Source organism: Rhodococcus sp. UNC23MFCrub1.1, assembly GCF_000686025.1.
Taxonomy (GTDB): domain Bacteria; phylum Actinomycetota; class Actinomycetes; order Mycobacteriales; family Mycobacteriaceae; genus Rhodococcoides.
Map to the genome: position 1 here is coordinate 523488 of NZ_JMLQ01000002.1, position 18336 is coordinate 541823.

General features: G+C 66.7%; 18 protein-coding genes. 7 read left to right on the plus strand and 11 right to left on the minus strand.

All coding sequences use genetic code 11. The annotated features are described in order from the left end of the window. Nucleotides 1-7: 7 nt before the first annotated feature. From BR07_RS0107335 to BR07_RS0107350, 4 genes are all read right to left on the minus strand, one after another. Complete coding sequence (locus BR07_RS0107335) at nt 8-1378, minus strand: MmgE/PrpD family protein (protein ID WP_051613139.1); 1371 nt, start codon at nt 1376-1378, stop codon at nt 8-10. Beyond that, nucleotides 1375-2589, minus strand: coding sequence for a CaiB/BaiF CoA transferase family protein (locus BR07_RS0107340; RefSeq protein ID WP_027504874.1), 1215 nt, complete (start codon nt 2587-2589; stop codon nt 1375-1377). Before BR07_RS0107340 ends, BR07_RS0107335 begins: the two co-directional genes overlap by 4 nt. After that, entirely contained in the window at nt 2586-3137 is a 552-nt protein-coding gene (locus tag BR07_RS0107345; RefSeq protein WP_027504875.1) for a MaoC family dehydratase, read from the minus strand. The genes BR07_RS0107340 and BR07_RS0107345 overlap by 4 nt, the downstream gene beginning before the upstream one ends. A 136-nt stretch (nt 3138-3273) precedes the next feature. Further along, the gene (locus BR07_RS0107350) at nt 3274-4008 is read right to left on the minus strand and encodes a FadR/GntR family transcriptional regulator (protein WP_027504876.1); all 735 of its coding nucleotides are present in this window, start codon (nt 4006-4008) and stop codon (nt 3274-3276) included. A 370-nt stretch (nt 4009-4378) separates the two neighbouring features. Between BR07_RS0107350 and BR07_RS0107360 the strand changes: the two genes are divergently transcribed. The 7 genes from BR07_RS0107360 to BR07_RS0107390 all read left to right on the plus strand — a co-directional run bounded on the left by BR07_RS0107360 (nt 4379) and on the right by BR07_RS0107390 (nt 13185). Further along, entirely contained in the window at nt 4379-6460 is a 2082-nt protein-coding gene (locus BR07_RS0107360) for a hydantoinase/oxoprolinase family protein (RefSeq protein WP_027504877.1), read from the plus strand. Then, nucleotides 6457-8274, plus strand: coding sequence for a hydantoinase B/oxoprolinase family protein (locus tag BR07_RS0107365; RefSeq protein WP_027504878.1), 1818 nt, complete (start codon nt 6457-6459; stop codon nt 8272-8274). The genes BR07_RS0107360 and BR07_RS0107365 overlap by 4 nt, the downstream gene beginning before the upstream one ends. Then, a complete protein-coding gene (locus BR07_RS23735) occupies nt 8220-9539 on the plus strand; it encodes an amidase (protein WP_231476236.1) in 1320 nt (439 codons plus the stop codon). The genes BR07_RS0107365 and BR07_RS23735 overlap by 55 nt, the downstream gene beginning before the upstream one ends. A gap of 165 nt (nt 9540-9704) precedes the next feature. Continuing rightward, nucleotides 9705-10721, plus strand: coding sequence for an ABC transporter substrate-binding protein (locus BR07_RS0107375; protein WP_027504879.1), 1017 nt, complete (start codon nt 9705-9707; stop codon nt 10719-10721). A 27-nt stretch (nt 10722-10748) separates the two neighbouring features. After that, nucleotides 10749-11558, plus strand: coding sequence for an ABC transporter ATP-binding protein (locus BR07_RS0107380; RefSeq protein WP_037184864.1), 810 nt, complete (start codon nt 10749-10751; stop codon nt 11556-11558). Beyond that, nucleotides 11555-12367 (plus strand): ABC transporter permease, encoded by an 813-nt coding sequence (locus BR07_RS0107385; RefSeq protein ID WP_027504881.1) that lies wholly within the window; start codon nt 11555-11557, stop codon nt 12365-12367. The genes BR07_RS0107380 and BR07_RS0107385 overlap by 4 nt, the downstream gene beginning before the upstream one ends. Before the next feature lie 11 nt (nt 12368-12378). Further along, nucleotides 12379-13185, plus strand: coding sequence for an ABC transporter permease (locus BR07_RS0107390; RefSeq protein ID WP_231476238.1), 807 nt, complete (start codon nt 12379-12381; stop codon nt 13183-13185). A gap of 16 nt (nt 13186-13201) precedes the next feature. On the opposite strand, the gene BR07_RS0107395 is transcribed toward BR07_RS0107390, so the two are convergent. The 7 genes from BR07_RS0107395 to BR07_RS23750 all read right to left on the minus strand — a co-directional run bounded on the left by BR07_RS0107395 (nt 13202) and on the right by BR07_RS23750 (nt 18335). Beyond that, the gene (locus BR07_RS0107395; RefSeq protein ID WP_027504883.1) at nt 13202-13585 is read right to left on the minus strand and encodes a DUF1801 domain-containing protein; all 384 of its coding nucleotides are present in this window, start codon (nt 13583-13585) and stop codon (nt 13202-13204) included. A gap of 73 nt (nt 13586-13658) precedes the next feature. Next, nucleotides 13659-14123, minus strand: coding sequence for a hypothetical protein (locus BR07_RS0107400; protein ID WP_027504884.1), 465 nt, complete (start codon nt 14121-14123; stop codon nt 13659-13661). 195 nt (nt 14124-14318) lie between these two features. Then, nucleotides 14319-14744, minus strand: a complete 426-nt coding sequence (locus tag BR07_RS23740; RefSeq protein WP_056695792.1) for a DUF4262 domain-containing protein — start codon at nt 14742-14744, stop codon at nt 14319-14321. A gap of 202 nt (nt 14745-14946) precedes the next feature. Continuing rightward, entirely contained in the window at nt 14947-15708 is a 762-nt protein-coding gene (locus BR07_RS0107410; protein WP_027504885.1) for an HpcH/HpaI aldolase family protein, read from the minus strand. A gap of 10 nt (nt 15709-15718) precedes the next feature. Then, complete coding sequence (locus BR07_RS0107415; RefSeq protein WP_231476240.1) at nt 15719-16681, minus strand: aldo/keto reductase; 963 nt, start codon at nt 16679-16681, stop codon at nt 15719-15721. Further along, a complete protein-coding gene (locus BR07_RS23745) occupies nt 16678-17511 on the minus strand; it encodes an ATP-binding cassette domain-containing protein (RefSeq protein WP_051613141.1) in 834 nt (277 codons plus the stop codon). The genes BR07_RS0107415 and BR07_RS23745 overlap by 4 nt, the downstream gene beginning before the upstream one ends. Then, nucleotides 17508-18335 carry an ABC transporter ATP-binding protein gene (locus tag BR07_RS23750; protein ID WP_051613142.1) on the minus strand — a complete coding sequence of 276 codons (828 nt, stop codon included), beginning with the start codon at nt 18333-18335 and terminating at the stop codon, nt 17508-17510. Before BR07_RS23750 ends, BR07_RS23745 begins: the two co-directional genes overlap by 4 nt. Nucleotide 18336 lies beyond the last annotated feature (1 nt).

Consider the following 18336-nt stretch of genomic DNA (forward strand, 5'->3'; position numbering starts at 1 on the left):
GCGAGGGTCAGGGGGCGGGCGCGATGGCCGCGGCGAGATCGAGCACGGCGGAGAGGTCGTGTTCGTCGGCGAGTCCGAGAACGCGATCGGCGAGTTCGTCCGCACGAGCGTCGTGGCCGCAGTTGCCGAGAAACTTCTCCCGCAGTGCCGCGTCGTCGAGTGGGAATGCGGCACTGCCGCGACTTCCGCCGACGTCTCCCACGAGCACACGGCCGTCGGCGAGGGTGATGGTGGCGTGTCCGGGAGCGGCGGCCGCGGGCCCGTCGGTGGGACGTTCGACGACGCGGACCGTGCGCGCCGTTGTCAGCACGTCGGCTCGGGCGATCGACGCGTCGGTGTAGGTGGATACGTCGACTGCCCCGTCGCGCAGCAACGCGGCCACGCTCCACGGCAGATCGAACTTGCCGTCGTACGTGCTGCGCGGGGAGGCGACGCCCGTGTTGGGTCCGCACACGAACGGGGTGGAGTCCGGGTGGACCAGCACCTCGATGTCACGGATGTCGTCGACGTGGACGTCGTGGCCCGCGACAGCGGCGGACACCGCGTCGAGGGTGACGTGCATCAGCTGGCAACTGGGGTACGGCTTGATGCCGATCCCCAGTGCTTCCCAGCGGGTTCCGAATCCGTCGGTCAGAACGGTCAGGTCGACGGGTCGATCGGTGAGTGCCGCATAGATGCCCCGTCGCCCTTCCAACACGGAGCCCGGTCCGGTGGCGCCGGCGGCTGCGAGGCGGGTGGCCAGGATGCCGTTGAAGCTGGCCGTGCCGGGGTGCAGCGCTTTCGTGTCGGCATCGGTGTCGAGGAACTCGAGGAGACCGGAGCTCGACGATCCAGCGATGCCGAGCGCATGGACCAGGGTCTCACTGTCGAACTTTCCGAGCCGCCCGGCGACGACGGCCGCGGCGAACGGGCCCACCGCCGCGGTCGCGTGGATCCCCCGAGCGTGGAACCCGTGGGGACTGACAGCGCCCAGTCGGCAGGCCGTCTCGAGGCCGAGTGTCGCGGCTGTGAGTACCTCGGCACCGGTGGCGTGGGTCTGCTGGCCGACGGCGAAGGCTGCCGGCAGGGTGACGGCGGTGGCGTGGACGAGCGCGCCGGCGTGCGTGTCGTCGAAGTCGAGCGCGTGCACCAGAACGCCGGTGGCCAGGGCGGCGGCGGGTGCGGACAGTGCTCGGTTCCCCGTCAACGGGCGGGCCTCGGGAGGGCCGCCCAGACCGTCGGCGACGGTCCAGGCGGCGCGTCCGTGGCCCAGACGCTGCGCGGCCACCGCGGTACCCACCGAATCGAGCAGGTGACGAGCGGTCGCGTGCCGCACGGCCGGCGGCACATCGTCGAGTGTCACCCCCGTCGCCCACTCGGACAGCACGGTGGAGGTCACGCGTGTGCCTCGGCCGACACCTCGCCGAAGGCGCCGCTACGGCGCAGGGTGGCGATGGTCTCCTCGTCGTAGCCGAGTTCGGCCACGATCTCCTCGAGGTTCTCCCCGCGCTGCGGTGCACGTCGGTATTCAGGACGCTGCGGCCCGAAGTTGACGGGGGAGGCGAGTTGGCGCACCGTGTCGTACACCGGGTGCTCGGTCTCGACGATGAGATTGCGTGCGAGCGTGTGGGGTTCGGTGAGCGCGTGCGCCACGTCGTTGATCGGTCCGGACGGAACGCCTGCCGGGCCCAGCAGCGACAACCAATGTGCGACGGTGTCGGTGGCGAACACGTCCTCCAACATCGGCAGCAGAACGTCCTTGTTCTGCCCCCGCAGGGAAAAGCTCGCGAAGCGAGGATCGGCACCGAGATCGGGTCGGCCGATGGCGACGACGAGCCGTTCCCAGAACTTCTCCTTGGCGCAGCCGACGATGAGCCAGCCGTCCGTGGCCTCGAAGGCCTGGAACGGGACCAGCGACGGGTGGGCCGAATTCTTGGTTCGCACCGGCTCGAAACCCGCGTTCAGATGCCACGTCGCGGGATATGTCAACAGCGACATCGCGGTGTCGTACAGCGACACGTCGCAGTCCCCGCCGACACCGTCGCGCCGCGCGGCGTGCAGACCGGAGAGCAGGCTGATCGCGGCGACGAACCCGCCCGAGTAGTCCACCAGCGAGAGACCGGATTTGGTGGGTGGGCCGTCGGGATCACCGGTGACGCTCATCCAGCCCGCGAGTCCCTGCAGGATGTAGTCGTAGCCGGGTTCCTTCGCGCGCGGACCGGTCATACCGAACCCGGTCAGGCTGCAGCAGACGATGGCCGGGTTGAGGTGTTTGAGATCGTCGTACGTGATGCCGATCTTGGCGGGTACGTCACCGCGCAGGTTCGAATAGACTGCGTCGCTAGATTTCACGAGGTCCTCGAAGACAGAGCGCCCGGCGGGTGTGGAGAGATCGAGCGACAGACTGCGCTTGTTGCGGTTGAACGTCTCGAAGAAGAGCGAGTCCTCGCCCTCGTTGAACGGCGGCACGTACCGGCCGACGTCACCGCCGACGTTGGGGTCCTCGATCTTGATGACGTCGGCACCGAGATCAGCGAGGTGAAGACTGCCGAACGGGCCTGCGCCGTACTGTTCCAGCGAGATGATGCGGACATCCTCGAGTGGTTTCATCGTGCGTCGCCTTTCGTGTCGGACGGCAGCTGCAGCGGACCGCTCTGCGCCTCCGGGAAGTAGTTCTGGCCGATGCCGCTCTCACGCGTCGCCACCATGACGGAGCGCTTCCACGAGATCACCTCCACGCCATCCTGATTGAGGCCACGGGTGATCATCGAGACGATGCCGGCATAGGGGCGGGACTCGGAGAGTCGCAGGCCCGTGCAGATGCTCTCTGCGTACAGCGTGTCGCCCTCGTACACGGGGTGAGACATCTTGATGTCGGTGAACGCGAGATTGGAGATCGCGTTCTGGCTCATGTCGAGTACGGAGATGCCGAGAATCACCGCAACCGTGAAGCCCGAGTTCACGATGACGCGCCCCTCGGTGATCGGGTTCTGCGCCGCGAGATGTGCGTTGAAATGGTTCTGGTTCGTGTTCATCGACAGCAGCGTGATCCAAGTGTTGTCGGCCTGCGAGACGGTGCGTCCCAGAGGGTGTTGGTAGACGTCACCCACCACGTAATCCTCGAAGAAGCGCCCTAGAACGGCCGGATGGACTGCCACGGTGTCTCCCTGTGTCGGTCGGCGAAGCCTGCACCTGAACCATAAACATCAGATGATTAGACCGTCAAGGGGGAGTTCTGACCGGATCTGCGAGAACCGATGCGGTCGATTCTCACGAAAGAGCAGATGTTTGGTGCTACTGAGTGCGCAGCTTGTCCATCTGTCGGTAGGAGCCGCCCAGATGGTCGAGGTGGCGACGCATCATGTCCATCGCGGACATCGAGTCGCCCGCGGCGACGACGTCGAGAATCGCCCGATGGTCGTGGTCGACGCACTGCCAGAAGCCCTCCGGCGCGTGATCGCGACCGAAACGCTTCGACAGCACCCGGAACACCGGTGCCGTGATGAGTTCGAGCAGGGGATTCTGCGCAGCGCGCAGCAGGACGAGGTGGAACTCCTGGTTCTTGACGAAGGTCTCCGGCCCCTGGGCGTCGGTGGGATCGAAGATCGAGGCGCGCAGTTGATCGAGGTGGTCCTCGGTGCGGCGGAAGGCGGCCATGCCCGCCGCAGGCACCTCCATGAGGTTGCGTACCTCCATCAGCTGGTCGACAGTGACGGCATCGGCCGTGGTCATGAGCGCGACACCGGTTTCGAGGTGCTCGCTGATATGGCCGACGCTGGGCACCGCCACGAAGCTGCCGCCCGTGACGCCGCGAGTGGTGAGGATCAAATTCTGGCTAGCCAACGACCGTAGGGCTTCGCGGATGGTGCTCCGGCCGACGCCGAACTCCGCCGTCAGTTCCGTGTCGCTGGGGAGGCGCTCACCCGGCTGCAGTTCGCCCGACAGGATGCGGTCGCGCAGTCGTGTCGCGAGTGCGGCGTAGGCCGGCGTGCTCTTGGCGCTCGGATCGGCGGTCGAGGATTCGGGCACTGAGGCGGGCCTCTCGGTCGGTCGTCCGGCTCGTGACGACGGGCGATCACGTGGGGCGACGGTGGCGGAACAGCACGAGCGTAGCGCGAGCGACTGCGGCGAGCAGCGGCATCCGAAGATCGGGCACCATGGCAATACATCGGCTGTTTAGGGTGTCGAATACCGTCGAGTGGGACTGAAGGGCACCTGACGAGGCGTCACCTGCCCAAAACATCAGAGGTATTGCATTCGGGCACAGGGTGGCGCACTATGACTCGGGTCACCTTCGCAGGGTGCACAGAGACCCCGCACGGACTCCCGGACTGCAGCGACGCGTCCCGGTCGTCCCACTCCTGCTCCCCACGTGAGAGCCGACAGAATTGGATGGCACATGAAACGAATCGGAGTCGACGTCGGTGGAACCTTCACCGACCTCGTGTTGTGGGACGACGACGGCACCGTGGTGGTGCACAAGACGCCGTCGACCAACCACGATCCCTCGATCGGCACGATGGACGGCATCGCTGTCCTGGCCGAGCGGGCGGGAATCGACCCGGCCGAGATCGACATGTTCTTCCACGGCACGACGGTGGCCACCAACATCGTCCTCGAGCACAACGGGTGCGACGTCGGAATGATCACGACGGAGGGGTTCCGCGACCTCCTGCACATCGCGCGCAAGAAGCGACCCCTGAACTACTCCAACTACCAGGATCTGCCGTGGCAGAAGTGGCAACTGGTACCGCGGCGGAACCGGCGCGTCGTTCCGGAGCGTATCGACGCCTCCGGCGCCGTCCTGACACCCCTGGACGAAGATGCTGTGCGGGAACAGGTTCGGCTCCTGCGCGAGCGAGGTGTCGACGCCATCGCCGTCGCTTTTCTGCACTCCTACCGCAACCCGACCCACGAGCAGCGGGTCAAGGCGATCATCGCCGAGGAGTTCCCCGGCGTCTTCGTGTCGCTGTCCAGTGAGGTCGCTCCGCAGTACCGCGAGTACGAGCGCTTCTCCACCGCCGCGCTCAATGCGTTCATCGGGCCCAAGACGTCGCAGTACATCGAGAACCTCGCACAGAAGGCGAGCGCGGCACAAGTCGGCGAGGACGTGCACCTCATGACCTCCGCCGGCGGACTGGTCACCTCCCGGAGCGCCAGTGAGATTCCCGTGTCACTGCTGACCAGCGGTGTGGTCGCCGGTCTCCTCGGCGGCTGCGCCATCGGCAAGGCGTCGGGCTTCCCCAGCGTCATCACCCTCGACGTCGGCGGCACCTCGGCGGACGTGGGAGTGGCGCCCGACGGCGCACTGCGGATGAAGCACCTCCTGGACACCCGCATCGGCGACTACCACGCGATGGTGCCGATGGCGGAGGTCGACACCATCGGCGCCGGCGGTGGCTCCATCGCGGTGGTCGACGACGGCGGCATGTTCCGCGTCGGACCGCGCAGCGCCGGTGCCGTTCCCGGACCTGCGTGCTACGGCCACGGCGGTACCGAGCCGACCTCGACCGACGCGATGGTCATGATGGGGTGGCTGCGCGAGAACAGTTTCCTGTCCGGCACCATGCGGGTTCAGCCGGAACTCGCCCGCACCGCCATCCAGACCCACATCGCCGACAAGCTGGACGCGCCTCTCGACGAGGCGGCGATGGGCATCTTCAAGATCCTCGCGCACTCCATGACGGAAGCCATCAGCCTGCACTCGGTGCGCAAGGGGTACGACCCCCGCGACTTCTCCCTCATCGCGGAAGGTGGAGCAGGGCCGCTGTTCGCGTGGCAGATCGCCGATCAGCTCGGTATCCCGCGCGTAATCGTGCCCGGCCACCCCGGCATCACGTCCGCGGTCGGTCTGCTCACCACCGACATCCGCTACGAGGAGCCCACCACGGTGTGGACCTCGTCGGCCGACCCGGACATCGAGCTGCTGCGTCAGCAGGTCGAGCGGCTGTCCGAGCAGGCAGTGGCCCAGTTGCGGGCGGACGGGGTTGCACCGGAGAACATCTCGCTCGAGCGCAGCGTCGACTGCCGATACGTGGGGCAAGGGTACGAGCTCCGCGTGCAGGCACCCGACGGCGAGATCGACGACGTCTGGGTTAAGACGACGGCCGAGGCCTTCCACGAGGCGCACGGGCGCACGTACTCCCAGCGCTTCGACGACAAACCCGTGCAGCTGATCAACGTCCGTGTCACGGGCGTCGGTGCGGTGCCTCACGTGCGCATCGCCGACATCGAGAAGGGCACCGCCGACGCTTCCGCCGCGATCAAGACCACGGCCCGCGCGCTCTTCTGGAAGGACGACACCGCGAAGCCCGAATGGGTCGAGACCCCGGTGTACGAGCGATCGCTCCTGCTGGCGGGCAACAGGTTCGACGGACCCGCGATCGTCGAGCAGTTCGACTCGACCACCATCGTCGGAATGAATCAGCATGCCACCGTCGACGCCGTCGGCCACATCATCATCGAGAGGAACCTCGCATGAGCAAGACGCTGATGCCCATCACCGGAGTCTCGTTGGCGGGTGACTCCACGCGCACGTGGAACGACGTGGAGGTCGATCCGATCACGCTCCGGGTGATCGGCGGTGCTCTGCAGTCGATGGCCAAGGAGATGGCTCAGGTGCTCTACCGGATGGCGTACTCGAGCCTCATCCGCGAGTCGGAGGACCTCGGCGCCGGCATCTTCGACATCAACGGTCGTGAGCTGTGCGAGTCGGATTCCACACCGATGCACTGCGGTTCGATCCCCGCCTACATCCGGGGTGTCAACCGTAGGCTCGCGGGAACGTACGAGCCGGGTGACGTGATCCTGCACAACCATCCGTACCACGGCGCCGCACACTCGCCGGACTACGGCGTCATCATTCCGATCTTCTGGCAGGGCGAACACATCGGCTTCGCGGGCTGCACCGGCCACGTCTCCGACGTGGGCGGCAACTTCCCCGGACTGTGCATGGACGTCGTCGACGTGTGGGCCGAGGGCAAGCTCATGGACTCGATGAAGATCTACCAGGCGGGCGTCCGCAACGACTACCTCATCCAGCACATTCTCGACAACGTCCGCACCCCCGAGCAGAACCGTGGCGACCTCGAGGCCCTCATCGCGTGCTCGCGGATCGGCGAGAAGCGCTTCACGGAGCTGCTCGAGAAGTACGGTCTCGACACCGTCATGAGTGCGGGCGAACGGTGGATGGACTACTCGGAGTCCATGCTGCGTGCCAAGATCCGCGAGATCCCCGACGGCAGCTACGAGGCACCGATCGGCTACCTCGACGACGACGGCAAAAACCGCGACGAGCCGCTGAAGGTGGCCGTACGCGTGCAGGTCGAGGGAGAGGACATCCTGATCGACCTCACCGGCTCGAACAGTCAGGTCCCCACCGCGTTCAACGTCCCCTTCGAGGGGTCGGTCCTCCCGGTCGCGGTCTCGGCCATCCGTACCATCCTCTTGGACGAGGACCTCACCGAGGACTTCGTTCCGCAGAACGACGGCTGCTTCCGACCCGTCAAGGCCTATGCACCCGAGGGCACCATCTTCAACCCGGACTTTCCGGCGTCGTGCTTCGCGCGGTTCTCTCAGGTGAACCGGGTGTTCGACTCGATCAATCTCGCTCTCGCACCGGTCCTTCCGGACCATGCGATCGCAGGATCGTCCGCGGCGCTGTGTGCCATCGCGTACTCCGGAATCGCGCCCGACGGCGAGTCGTACTGGGTGTACATCGAGATCAACGAGGGGTCGTACGGCGGCCGCAACGGCAAGGACGGAATGGACGCCGTCGACGCGCTGATGGCCAACACCCGCAACAACCCCATCGAGGAGCTCGAGCTCAACCATGCCATGCGGGCGCTGCGATACGAGCTGCGCGACGAGGCACCGGCTCCCGGCAAGTGGCGTGGCGGTATCGGCAGTGTGCGCAAGTGGTTGATGGAGACCGACACGTTCCTGGGCTCCGAGGCGGACAACCGCTCGGATCCGCCGGCGGGAGCTCTCGGTGGGCACCAGGGCGTCTCGGGTGCGTTCACTCGTAACGCCGGGACCGACCGCGAGGAGGTGCTCTACTCCAAGGTGACCCAGGAGACCATTCGTGCCGGGGAGACCCTGGAGATCAAGCTCCCGTCCGGTGGCGGCTTCGGCGATCCCTTCGAGCGCGACCCGTTCCAGGTGCTGAGCGACGTCTGGGACGAGTACCTCACCGAGGAGGACGCGCGACGCGATTACGGTGTGGTCGTGAACACCGCATCGTGGACCGTCGACGAGGACGCGACGGCGGAGCTGCGAGCGCGGAGCGCAGCCTGACCGAGAGTGGGGGACAGGCCGGTGAGACACCGGACCTGTCCCCGCTCGCTCTCGACCGTCGGTTGGGGAGCGTCATCCGGTGGATCGATGCACCCCCGGCCGGCGAGGGGCCTCTCGCGGGTAAGACCGTCGGGGTCAAGGACAACATCGACGTCGCCGGCATCGAGACCACCTGTGCCTCGGCCTACTTCACCGACCACCGGGCGGACCACGACGCTGACGTGGTGACACGCCTGCGTGCGGCCGGCGCTCGGGTGACCGCGAAACTGAACATGGCCGAGTTCGCCGTCGGCGTGACGTCGCAGAACTCGGCCGCGGGGCCGTCCCGCAACCCGTGGGACCTCGGCCGGGTTCCGGGTGGCTCCAGCGGAGGCTCCGGTATCGCCGTCGCGGCGGGAATCGTGGACGCTGCGCTGGGTACCGACACCGGCGGTTCGGTCCGACTGCCCGCCGCTGCGTGCGGTGTCACCGGCCTGCGTCCGAGTAGAGGGTCGATCAGCACGGCCGGTGTTCACCCCGTCAGCGAGGAGTTCGACACGGTGGGCCCGATGGCGCGCACGGTCGGGGAGGTGGCCGCCCTGTTCGACGCACTGTCCTCCCGCTCGACCGAGAACGCTACGGGCACAGTCCGTGTCGGAGTGCCGGACGTGTTCATCGCCTCCGACGTGGACGAGGGTGTGGCCCGTACCGTCCGAAACGCCGTGAGCCTGTTCGCCGAGCTGGACGTGACGATCGTTCCCGTGTCGCTGCCCTTCGCGGCCGACGCCCAGGACATCGTCTACACGATCGTTTACAGCGATCTCGCGCGTCACCATCGAGCGAGGCTGCGTACGCAACCGTCCCTGTTCCAGGCGGTAACCAGAGAACGAATCATGCTGGGGCTCGGCATCACCGACGAGGATCGCGCCGCGGCGCACGAGGCGGGCGAACGGTTCCGAGCCCTGCTGCGTCCGGTCCTCGAGGACGTCGACCTGGTGCTGACCCCGACGATGCCCGTGGACGTGCCGCCCCTCGCCGGCGGAGACGGCGTGGTCGCCCTGTCTCGACGGATGGGTCAGTTCACCTATCCGTGGTCGTTGCACGACGGACCGACTCTCGCGCTGCCGGTGGGGTTCCACCCACTGTCGGGGATGCCGGTCGGTGCTCAGCTCACCGCTGCGCGAGGTCGAGAGGGTGTGCTCTTCGAGGCCGGGGTGCGGTATCAGGGCGCGACCGATTGGCACGAGCGACGTCCTGCCGCCATACATCAGATGATTGAGCGGTAATTGTCGGAATCGCGGTGATAAATCACCACGAACGCTGTCAATCATCGTATGTATCCCGTAAAGTCGGTGTTGCGTGGATCACCAACCGCACTGCAGCCGAACGGATCAGGCGTCGGAGACGCCTCTCGTGGTCCGTCACCACATCGACCAGCCAGCGAGGAACAGATGTACAGACGCAGAGTCGCGCCGCTCCTGGCGGTACTCGGACTGACCGTCGGACTGACCGCCTGCAGTTCGGGACCGGGCCGCGACGCAGACCCCGCGAACCCCGTCACCATCGACGTGACGGTGTCGGCTGCCGCCGAGATCTACAGCATCCCGTGGCTCGTTGCACAGAAGCAGGGACTGTTCGAGAAGTACGGCGTCATCGTCGAGAACATCGTTCCGGGCAAGGGCGGCAGCGCGACCATGCGCACCCTCCTCGACGGCAACATCCCCATCGGTGAGGTCAGCTACCCCTCCATCGTGCAGGCCGACGCCGGTGGGTCCGAGCTGCGTATCGTGGGTGGCGGTACCCAGGGTCCGTATCCGATGAATTTCTATGCGCTGGCGTCGAACTCGGCGGTCGACTCGATCGATGACGTCCGCCGGTGGGCGTACACGCGACCGAACTCCGCGTCGGACGCGCTCACCCGATTATTGCCCTCCCTCGCCGGCGCAGATCCTGCGCGGATCGAGCGCGTGTCGTCGGGTGGAATCGGGGAGGGGTTGGCCCTGCTCGAAGCGGGTTCCGTCGACATCGCCCTGATTCCGTCCATCGTCGCCGAACAGCGGCCGGAGGACTTCAAGCTCATCGTCAGCAGCCCCGACTACATGAAGAGATTCCTGCAGTCGACCATCACCACGACCAAGGACTATGCCGCGAGCAACCCCGGCGTCGTCCGCGCCATCAACCACGGGTACACCGACGCGGTCGCCTCGATCAAGGCAGACCCCGTCGCAGCCGCCCGAATCTATGCGGACTACACAGGATTCGACGTCGAGTCGGCCACCGCCGTCGTCGAACGTGCCTCGTCCGTGGACACCTGGGGCGGCGGATTCGACGCGGCATCCGTCGAGGCCGCCCAGTCGGGTGTGGACGCGTCGGGCAGCGACCGTGTGCCCGATTTCTGCACCCTGTTCGATCCCGAGTTCCTCGCCCCCGACGTCGACGCCGACGTTCCCGGCAACTGCCCCGCCTGACCTGCTCCTCGAGAAGAAGGTATCGACGTGACCCACGCTGCGACCAGACCCCGACCCGAGACGTCGTCGGCCATAGCCATCGCCTCCTCGGTCTCCCGACACTTCGGTGACGTGACCGCCCTGCACGAGATCGACCTGACCATCGGGCGCGGTGAGTTCGTGTCGATCGTCGGTCCGAGTGGATGCGGGAAGTCGACACTTCTCGAGATCTTCGCAGGCCTGCAGGATCATGACAGCGGTACGGTGACCATCGACGACCAGCCGATGAGTGGACCGCGCACCAAGACGGCAGTGATCTTCCAGGAGTCCGCGACGTTGCCGTGGCGCACCATTCGCGACAACGTCGCCTTCGCACTCGAAGTGCGGGGAGTCGGCAAGAAGGAGCGCCGCGAGCGCGCGGACGAGTTGCTCGCGACCGTCGGGCTCGCGCGATTCGGCGACCACTACCCGACGCAGCTGTCGGGCGGTATGCGACAGCGCGTCGCCATCGCACGGTGCCTGTCGATGGAGCCCGATCTCGTTCTCGCCGACGAGCCCTTCGGCGCTCTCGACGAGCAGACCCGGCTCGTGATGTCCTACGAGTTGTTGAAGATCGTCGAGAAGCTCACCTGCGGAGTCCTGTTCATCACGCACAGCATCCAGGAGGCCGTGCTGCTCTCAGACCGCGTGCTCGTGATGAGCGCCCGCCCGGGCCGATTCATCGACGAGGTACCGATCGATCTGCCGCGGCCCCGGTCCGAGGACGTGCTGGCCAGTCCCGATGCCGTCGCGTTGCACGAGCGCATCTGGTCGACGCTGCGGGACGAGGCCAAGAAGACGATGAGCATCGAGCCGTGAGCACCACCGAACGCAGCTCCGTCGTTCCCGGTTATCTGCGGCCGGCACCCGCCACGTCACTGGGGTTACCGGCGTGGGGGTGGACCGTGGTCATCCTGGTCGCTGCATTGGTGGCCGTCGACATCGCGGCACGATTCTTCGCGTCCCCCCTCGACATCGTTCCGGTGTCCGACATGTTCTTCACCGCCCTCCGACTGTTGACCGACACGGACTTCCTCGTCGACGCTCTCGGGCGGACGCTCGGCATCATCGTGGTCGCGTTCGTGCTCAGTTCCGTGTCCGGGGTGGCCGCGGCCTACGTCCTGTGGCGATTCGAGCTGTGGGACAGAGCGTTCCAGCCGTACCTGAACGTGTACTACGCGGTGCCCACCTTCGCGCTCTACCCGATCATGGTGGTGCTGTTCGGTGCCGGCGTCGCACCCATCGCCATCCTGTCGACCATCTTCGCGTTCGGTGTGGTGGCCCTCAACGCGCGCACTGGCTTCAACGCCGTGTCGCCCATCGTCACCAAACTGGGCACCACGCTGATGCTCAGCCGCTGGCAGTACTTTCGGTCGATTCTCTTACCGTACGCGTTGCCCAACATCGTGACAGGCCTCAAGCTGGGGCTCTCCTACGCGATCATCTCGGTGCTCGCCAGCGAGTTCATCCTGTCCACACAGGGTCTCGGGCATTTCATCTCCATCGCGTACGACAGCTTCGACATCGCCGACATGTACGCAGGCATCCTCGTGGTCGCGGCCATCGCCCTGATCGCGACGTTCGGCATCTCCGCCGCCCTCAACCGATTCGATTGGAGGCGTCGCTGATGAGTCGCTCCGTGGCCACTCTGCCCCCGACCATCGCCGCGCCGGCCGTAGCGCCCCGGCGTCGAGGTGTGCACACCGCACGTCGTGCGGTGCCGCCGCTCGTGGTGGCAGTGCTCGCCGTGGTGATCTGGTGGGTGTCGGCTGTCGTCGCCGACAGTCTGATTTTCCCGACGCCGCTCGAGGCGATGCGATCCTTGGTCGCCGATCTCGGGAATCCGGACTTCCGTGCCAACGTGCTCGATTCGCTCCGCATCCTGGTGCTCGCCTTCCTGGGCAGCACGATCGTCGGGTCGCTCCTCGGCCTCGCGCTCGGGCTCACCCCGTTCTGGGCCCGCACGGTGGTCCCGATCTTCTATGCGATCAACAGCATCCCGAAGATCGTGCTCTACCCGATCTTCCTGTCGTTCCTGGGTATCGGGGAGCTGAGCCGCGCGGGCTTCGCGTTCTACGCGGCCTTCATTCCCATGTTCCTGGTCGCCGTGGAGAGCGCGGCGTCCGTGCAGCGGATCCACCTGAAGATGGCCGCGTCCCTGCAGGTGAGTTGGCCACGGCTGGTGCGGCAGATCGTCGTTCCGTCGGTGCTGCCCTCGCTCGCGACCGGTATGCGCATGACGTTCGGTCTGGCGTTCCTGGGTCTACTTCTCGCTGAGATGTTCTCGGCATCGAGCGGCATCGGGTACGAACTGTTGCGCAACGTCAGCCTGATCCGCATGGAGAACATCATGGGAACCGTGGTGCTGATCCTGGTGATGGCGCTGCCGCCCACCATGGCGTTGCAGTGGTTAGAGAACCGGGTGACGTCCAAGTACGGAGGCTGAGTGTAGGGCTGCGGGGCTATCTCTTGCGCGACACAGCCTTCGTGTTCCGATTCCGCTCGATCGCCGCACGGACCAGTCCGGCTAATGCCTCCGTGTCGACGACGTCACCTTCGAAGAGTTCGTACGAGCGCCGCTGCTTCCCGCCGAGCTCACCGTTGACGATGCCCTTCGGGTCGTCCAGCGCCGCCCCGTACTGGAAGCCGAGCTTCACTTTCGCTTTGAAGGTGTCGCCGACGATGAGCGGCCCGTCGAGATCCCGGGCGGGGGAGCCCATGTACTTCCAGCCCTCGACGATGCCGTCGTCCATTGACAGAATCACCCGTCGTGCTTCCGCCTGGGCGTCACCGCGCCAGTCGGGGTGTCGGGCGATCAGGCCGTCGATCTCGGCACTCGGTTCCATGGCTGCTCCTCCGTCCACTGCGCGATCACAGCAGTACGGCGGCTCCGATCCGAAGTGACTCGCTGCGTTCAGGTCAGCTCAACGTCATGTACGGCGTCCACACCGTGAACGAGTGACCCATCGAGGAACAGTTCAGCGATCCCTTGAAGCCGATGTAGCAGGTGGCCCCGCCGTAGCTGAGCGAGCCACCGAGGGGAGTGCTCCCGGCACGCCCACGCGGGCCGCCGATCCCGAAGGTCGGGTGAGCCGGGAACCACGGCACGTCGATCGCCACGTCGTAGACCACGGGGGCGAAGGGGATCTGGGTGAGGTACTCGCCGCCCGGAAGATCGCAACCCACGACCCCCGCCGGGGTGATGGAACAGTTGGCGGCGCCGGTGGAGAAGTACGCGACATCGCCCTGCAGGAAGGCCGCCGGATCGACGGGCACCGGTGCGGGGTAGTCGACCGCGGACGCGGTGCCGGCACCGACGACGGACATCGTCGCGGCGGTGATGCCGACGAACGCAGCTCCGGCGAGCTTCGTGAGCGAGCGCATGAGGATCCTCTCGGGTGGTCTGGTGTCCTCAGTGTGTCTGCATCTCCGGGCGACTCGTTACTCGGCCGAATGGTTTGTGACCATTTCGTTGTTCTTCCGCGCTGGGCGTGGTGTCCCTTTCCTCCGATGTCGGACGCGGGAACCCGCTCGACAGGGCGGACAGTGGAACACCACGCCCGGGTCAGGCCCGAACCGTCATACCCACCCCACGCCCATCAGTGGCTGGTGGTGGGCACAGATGGAGTACTCGGGCTCCCACGGGAAGTGGCCGTCGACGTCCGGCCACACCAGTTGCAGCGCAGTGAAGTCCGAGTACAGCGCACCGGTGACCACCATGTCCGCGGTATTGACGGCCTGAATGACCACGATGTCCGGTTCGTCGCCGGTCGCACTGCGGATCGTGATCCCGGACGACAGTGCGAGACCGGCGACCATCTGCGACGCCATGTCGTGGAGCAGGCTCCCCGACAGATGGAACGGCAGTCCGTAGACGATCAGTTCGGGCAACGACCTGCTGGTGAGGCCCGTCGTGTACGCGACGTCGGGTACCTCGTGATCCGACCCGGCCACGGCGGTCACCGCCCACCCGTGGCGCGCGATCTTCCTCTTGATGTCCGGCACTGAGACGCACCCTCTGCACATAGTTTCCCCCCGGAAGTCGATGCGGAGGAGGAAGGTAACGCGGCGGTACGACAGGCGGTGCAGCTCTGGTCGTGGTGTTCCACGTGCGTGTCCTGCGCGCGGGATCCCGCCCGCACGGCTCACGAGTGGAACACCAGGCCCACTCGCGCTCCTCTCGGCGCGAATCGCTCGACCGGAACCCCTACCCCCGCGCAGCCTTCAGGTGCCCCTCGGACACAGCTTTGAGGTGGGTGAGGTCCGAGGCCACGGTCGCGAAGGTGTAGCCCTGCGCCAGGCGCTGCGCCGCGACCTCGCCGGAGGGGGTGTGGATGCCGGCCGCGATCCCTGCCGCGGCGGCTGCTTCCTGCACTCGCACCACAGCAGCGTCGAACACGTCGTCCACGGAGCTGTCCGAGGGGGAGGCGCCACCGACGGCGATGCGCAGGTCCGACGGCCCGACGTACACGCCGTCGAGTCCCGGCACGGCGCAGATGGCCTCGACGTTCTCGAGACCGTCGGGGGTCTCGATCATCGCGAGCACGACGACGCTGTCGTTCGCCTCGGCGGGCAGCGGGCCGACGCGTAGCTGTGAGCGCATCGGACCGTACGAGCGCACGCCGGCAGGGGGATAGCGCACGTAGGAGACGGCGCGGGCGGCGTCTTCGGCGGTGTCGATCAGCGGCACGATGACGCCGCGCGCACCGGCGTCGAGTGCTTTGCCGATGTAGGTCTGGTCGTTGGACTCGACCCGCACGAGTCCGGCCGGGCCCTGAGCCGCGTCGATGGCGGTGAGGCCGCGCAGCATCCCGTCGTAACCGATGAGGCCGTGCTGCAGATCGAGGCAGATGTAGTCCCACCCGACGTGGGCGAGCCACTCGGTGGAGACGGGGGAGTCGATGACGGACCAGTAGCCCAGTGCCCGTTCACGGGAACGGATGCGACGGGCGAAATCGGCGGCAGACATGAAAGGTTTCCTATCGGTTGTAGGCAGGCATCGGACCGCGCAGTGCCGCACCGACCTCGTCGCACGCGGCGACGACGTCGTCGGACAACGGACCGCGGCCCAGTGCGTCGATGTTGGCCTGCAGGTGGCTGGTCTTGGAGCCGCCCAACAGAATCGGTCCGGTGAGGGGCTTCGATCGCAACCAGCGCAGGGCGAGCTCGGTGAGCGGCATGCCGGCGTCCGACGCCACCGCGGACAAGCGCGTGATCGCGTCGAAGATCTGGGTGTTCCAGTACCGCTCGCGGTACATCTCGGCCAGCCGCGAATCGCCGAACCGTCCCTCGCCGGGAGCTTCGTCGAACGAGTGCTTGCCGGTGAGGAGGCCGCCGCCCAACGGGTTGTAGACCATCGTGGTGATACCGCTGACGGCGGCGAACTCGGCGTACTCCTCCTCGACGCGGCGGGCCAGCAGGTTGTAGAGCTGCTGCGCGACGACGGGTCGCGGCGCACCCACCTCGTCGCACACGCGGTTCACCTCGGCAATCTGCCAGGCGGCGAAATTCGAGACGCCGAGCGCTCCCACCTTGCCTTCGGCCACCAATTTGGCGACGGTCCCGAGGGTGTCCTCGAGCGACGACGCGCGGTCGGGCTGGTGCAGGTAGAAGAGGTCGACGTGGTCGGTGCCGAGCCTGCGGAGGCTGGCCTCGAGTCCGAGCCGAAGCCCCTCGGGTGACAGGGGCGAGTGGCCGTCGGCGTCGCCGAGGAACATGCCGCCCTTGGTGGCGAGGGTGACCTCGTCGCGCCGACCGGCGAGCAACTGCGCCAGGATGCGTTCGGACTCGCCGCCCGCGTACCCGTTGGCGGTGTCGATATGGGTGATGCCGGCCTCGAGTGCCGTGTCGAGCAGAGCGCGCGACCCCTCGAGATCGACCGTGTCACCGAAGGTCATGGTGCCCAGCACCATCGGGCCGAAAGACAGGGAGCCGAACATCATGCGGGTACTCCAGAGGTAGGTGCCGGTCGACCCGACAGAACGTAGCGCGGCTTGACGCCCTCCATCGTGGAGGGGTCGAGTGCCGCGGCGCGCAGTGCTGCCGTGTACGGGTGCTGCGGGTTGGTCAGAACGTCTGTGGTGGGGCCGCTCTCGACCACGCCGCCCTTGCGCATCACGACGACGTTGTCGCTGATCTCCCGCACCACGCCGAGGTTGTGCGAGATGAAGACGTACGTGATGCCGGTGTCGTGCTGGATGGTGCGCAGCAGGTCGAGCACCTGCGCCTGCACCGACACGTCGAGCGCACTGGTGGCCTCGTCGCACACGAGGATCTCGGGTTCGGACGCCAGTGCCCGCGCGATGCCGATGCGTTGACGCTGACCACCCGAGAACTCGCCGGGACGGCGGTGCAGCGACGACGCCGGCAGCTGGACCTGGTCGATCAGCTCGGCGGCACGTCGAGCCCGGTCCGCCTTGGAGCGAACACCCTTGAGGCGCAGCGGCTCACCGACGATGTCGACGGCCGTGAGGTGGGGATCCAGCGAGCCGTACGGGTCCTGGAAGACCATCTGCACGCGCGAGCGGAAGGGCTTAAGGGCTCGCTCCTTCATCCCGGCGATATCCACACCGTCGACGAGGATGCGTCCCGACGTCGGTGTCAGGAGCCGGACGATGGCCTTGGCTATGGTGGATTTGCCGCAGCCGGACTCGCCGACGATGGCAAGGGTCCGGCCCTTGTCGACGCTGAAGCTGACACCGTCGACGGCGCGGAAGGTGCCGGTGGCGACGGGATACTCGACGACCAGGTCGTCGACGGTCAACAGGCTCATGCCGGGACTCCTTGATCGGCGGGTGCGCCCGACCAGGTGCCCAGCTGGGGGACCGCGTCGAGAAGCTTCTTGGTGTAGGCGTTCTGGGGATTGCGGACCATCGACTGGGCGTCGCCGCTCTCGACGAACCGGCCCGACTTCATGACGTGGATCCGGTCGGACATCAGCCGGGCAACACCCAGGTCGTGGGTGATGAGCAGCATGCCGATGCCGGTGCGCTCCTGCAGTTCGAGCATGAGGTCGAGGATGCTGGCCTGAACGGTGACGTCGAGTGCGCTGGTGGGCTCGTCGGCGACGATGAGGTCGGGATCGGCGGCCAGGGCGCATGCGATGAGGACACGCTGCAACATGCCGCCCGACAACTGGTGTGGGTACCTGTTCAGCTGGTCCGCCGGGTTGACGATGTGGACTTGATCGAGCAACTCGACGGCGCGGGTGGTCTGCGCGGACTTGCCGCGAACACCGCTGTGGTGGATGGCCTCTCGCAGCTGCGATCCCACCGTGTGGACGGGGGAGAGGGCCGTCATCGGGTCCTGGGGAATGAGGGCGATGTCCGCGCCCCGGATCTTCCGCAGCGCCTTGTCGTCACCGAGGATGTCGGTGCCCTTCCAGCGTGCGCGGCCGGAGAGAACGGCCAGATCGTCCGGTAGCAGCCCGAGTATCCCCATCGCGGTGGTCGACTTGCCGGAGCCGGATTCGCCGATGATGCAGACGGTCTCACCCGGCGCGATGTCGAAGGAGACCCCGTCGACGGCGCGGACGATGCCGTTGTCGGTGACCAGCTCGATCTGCAGTTCGTCGACGGTGAGCAGTGACTCGGTCATG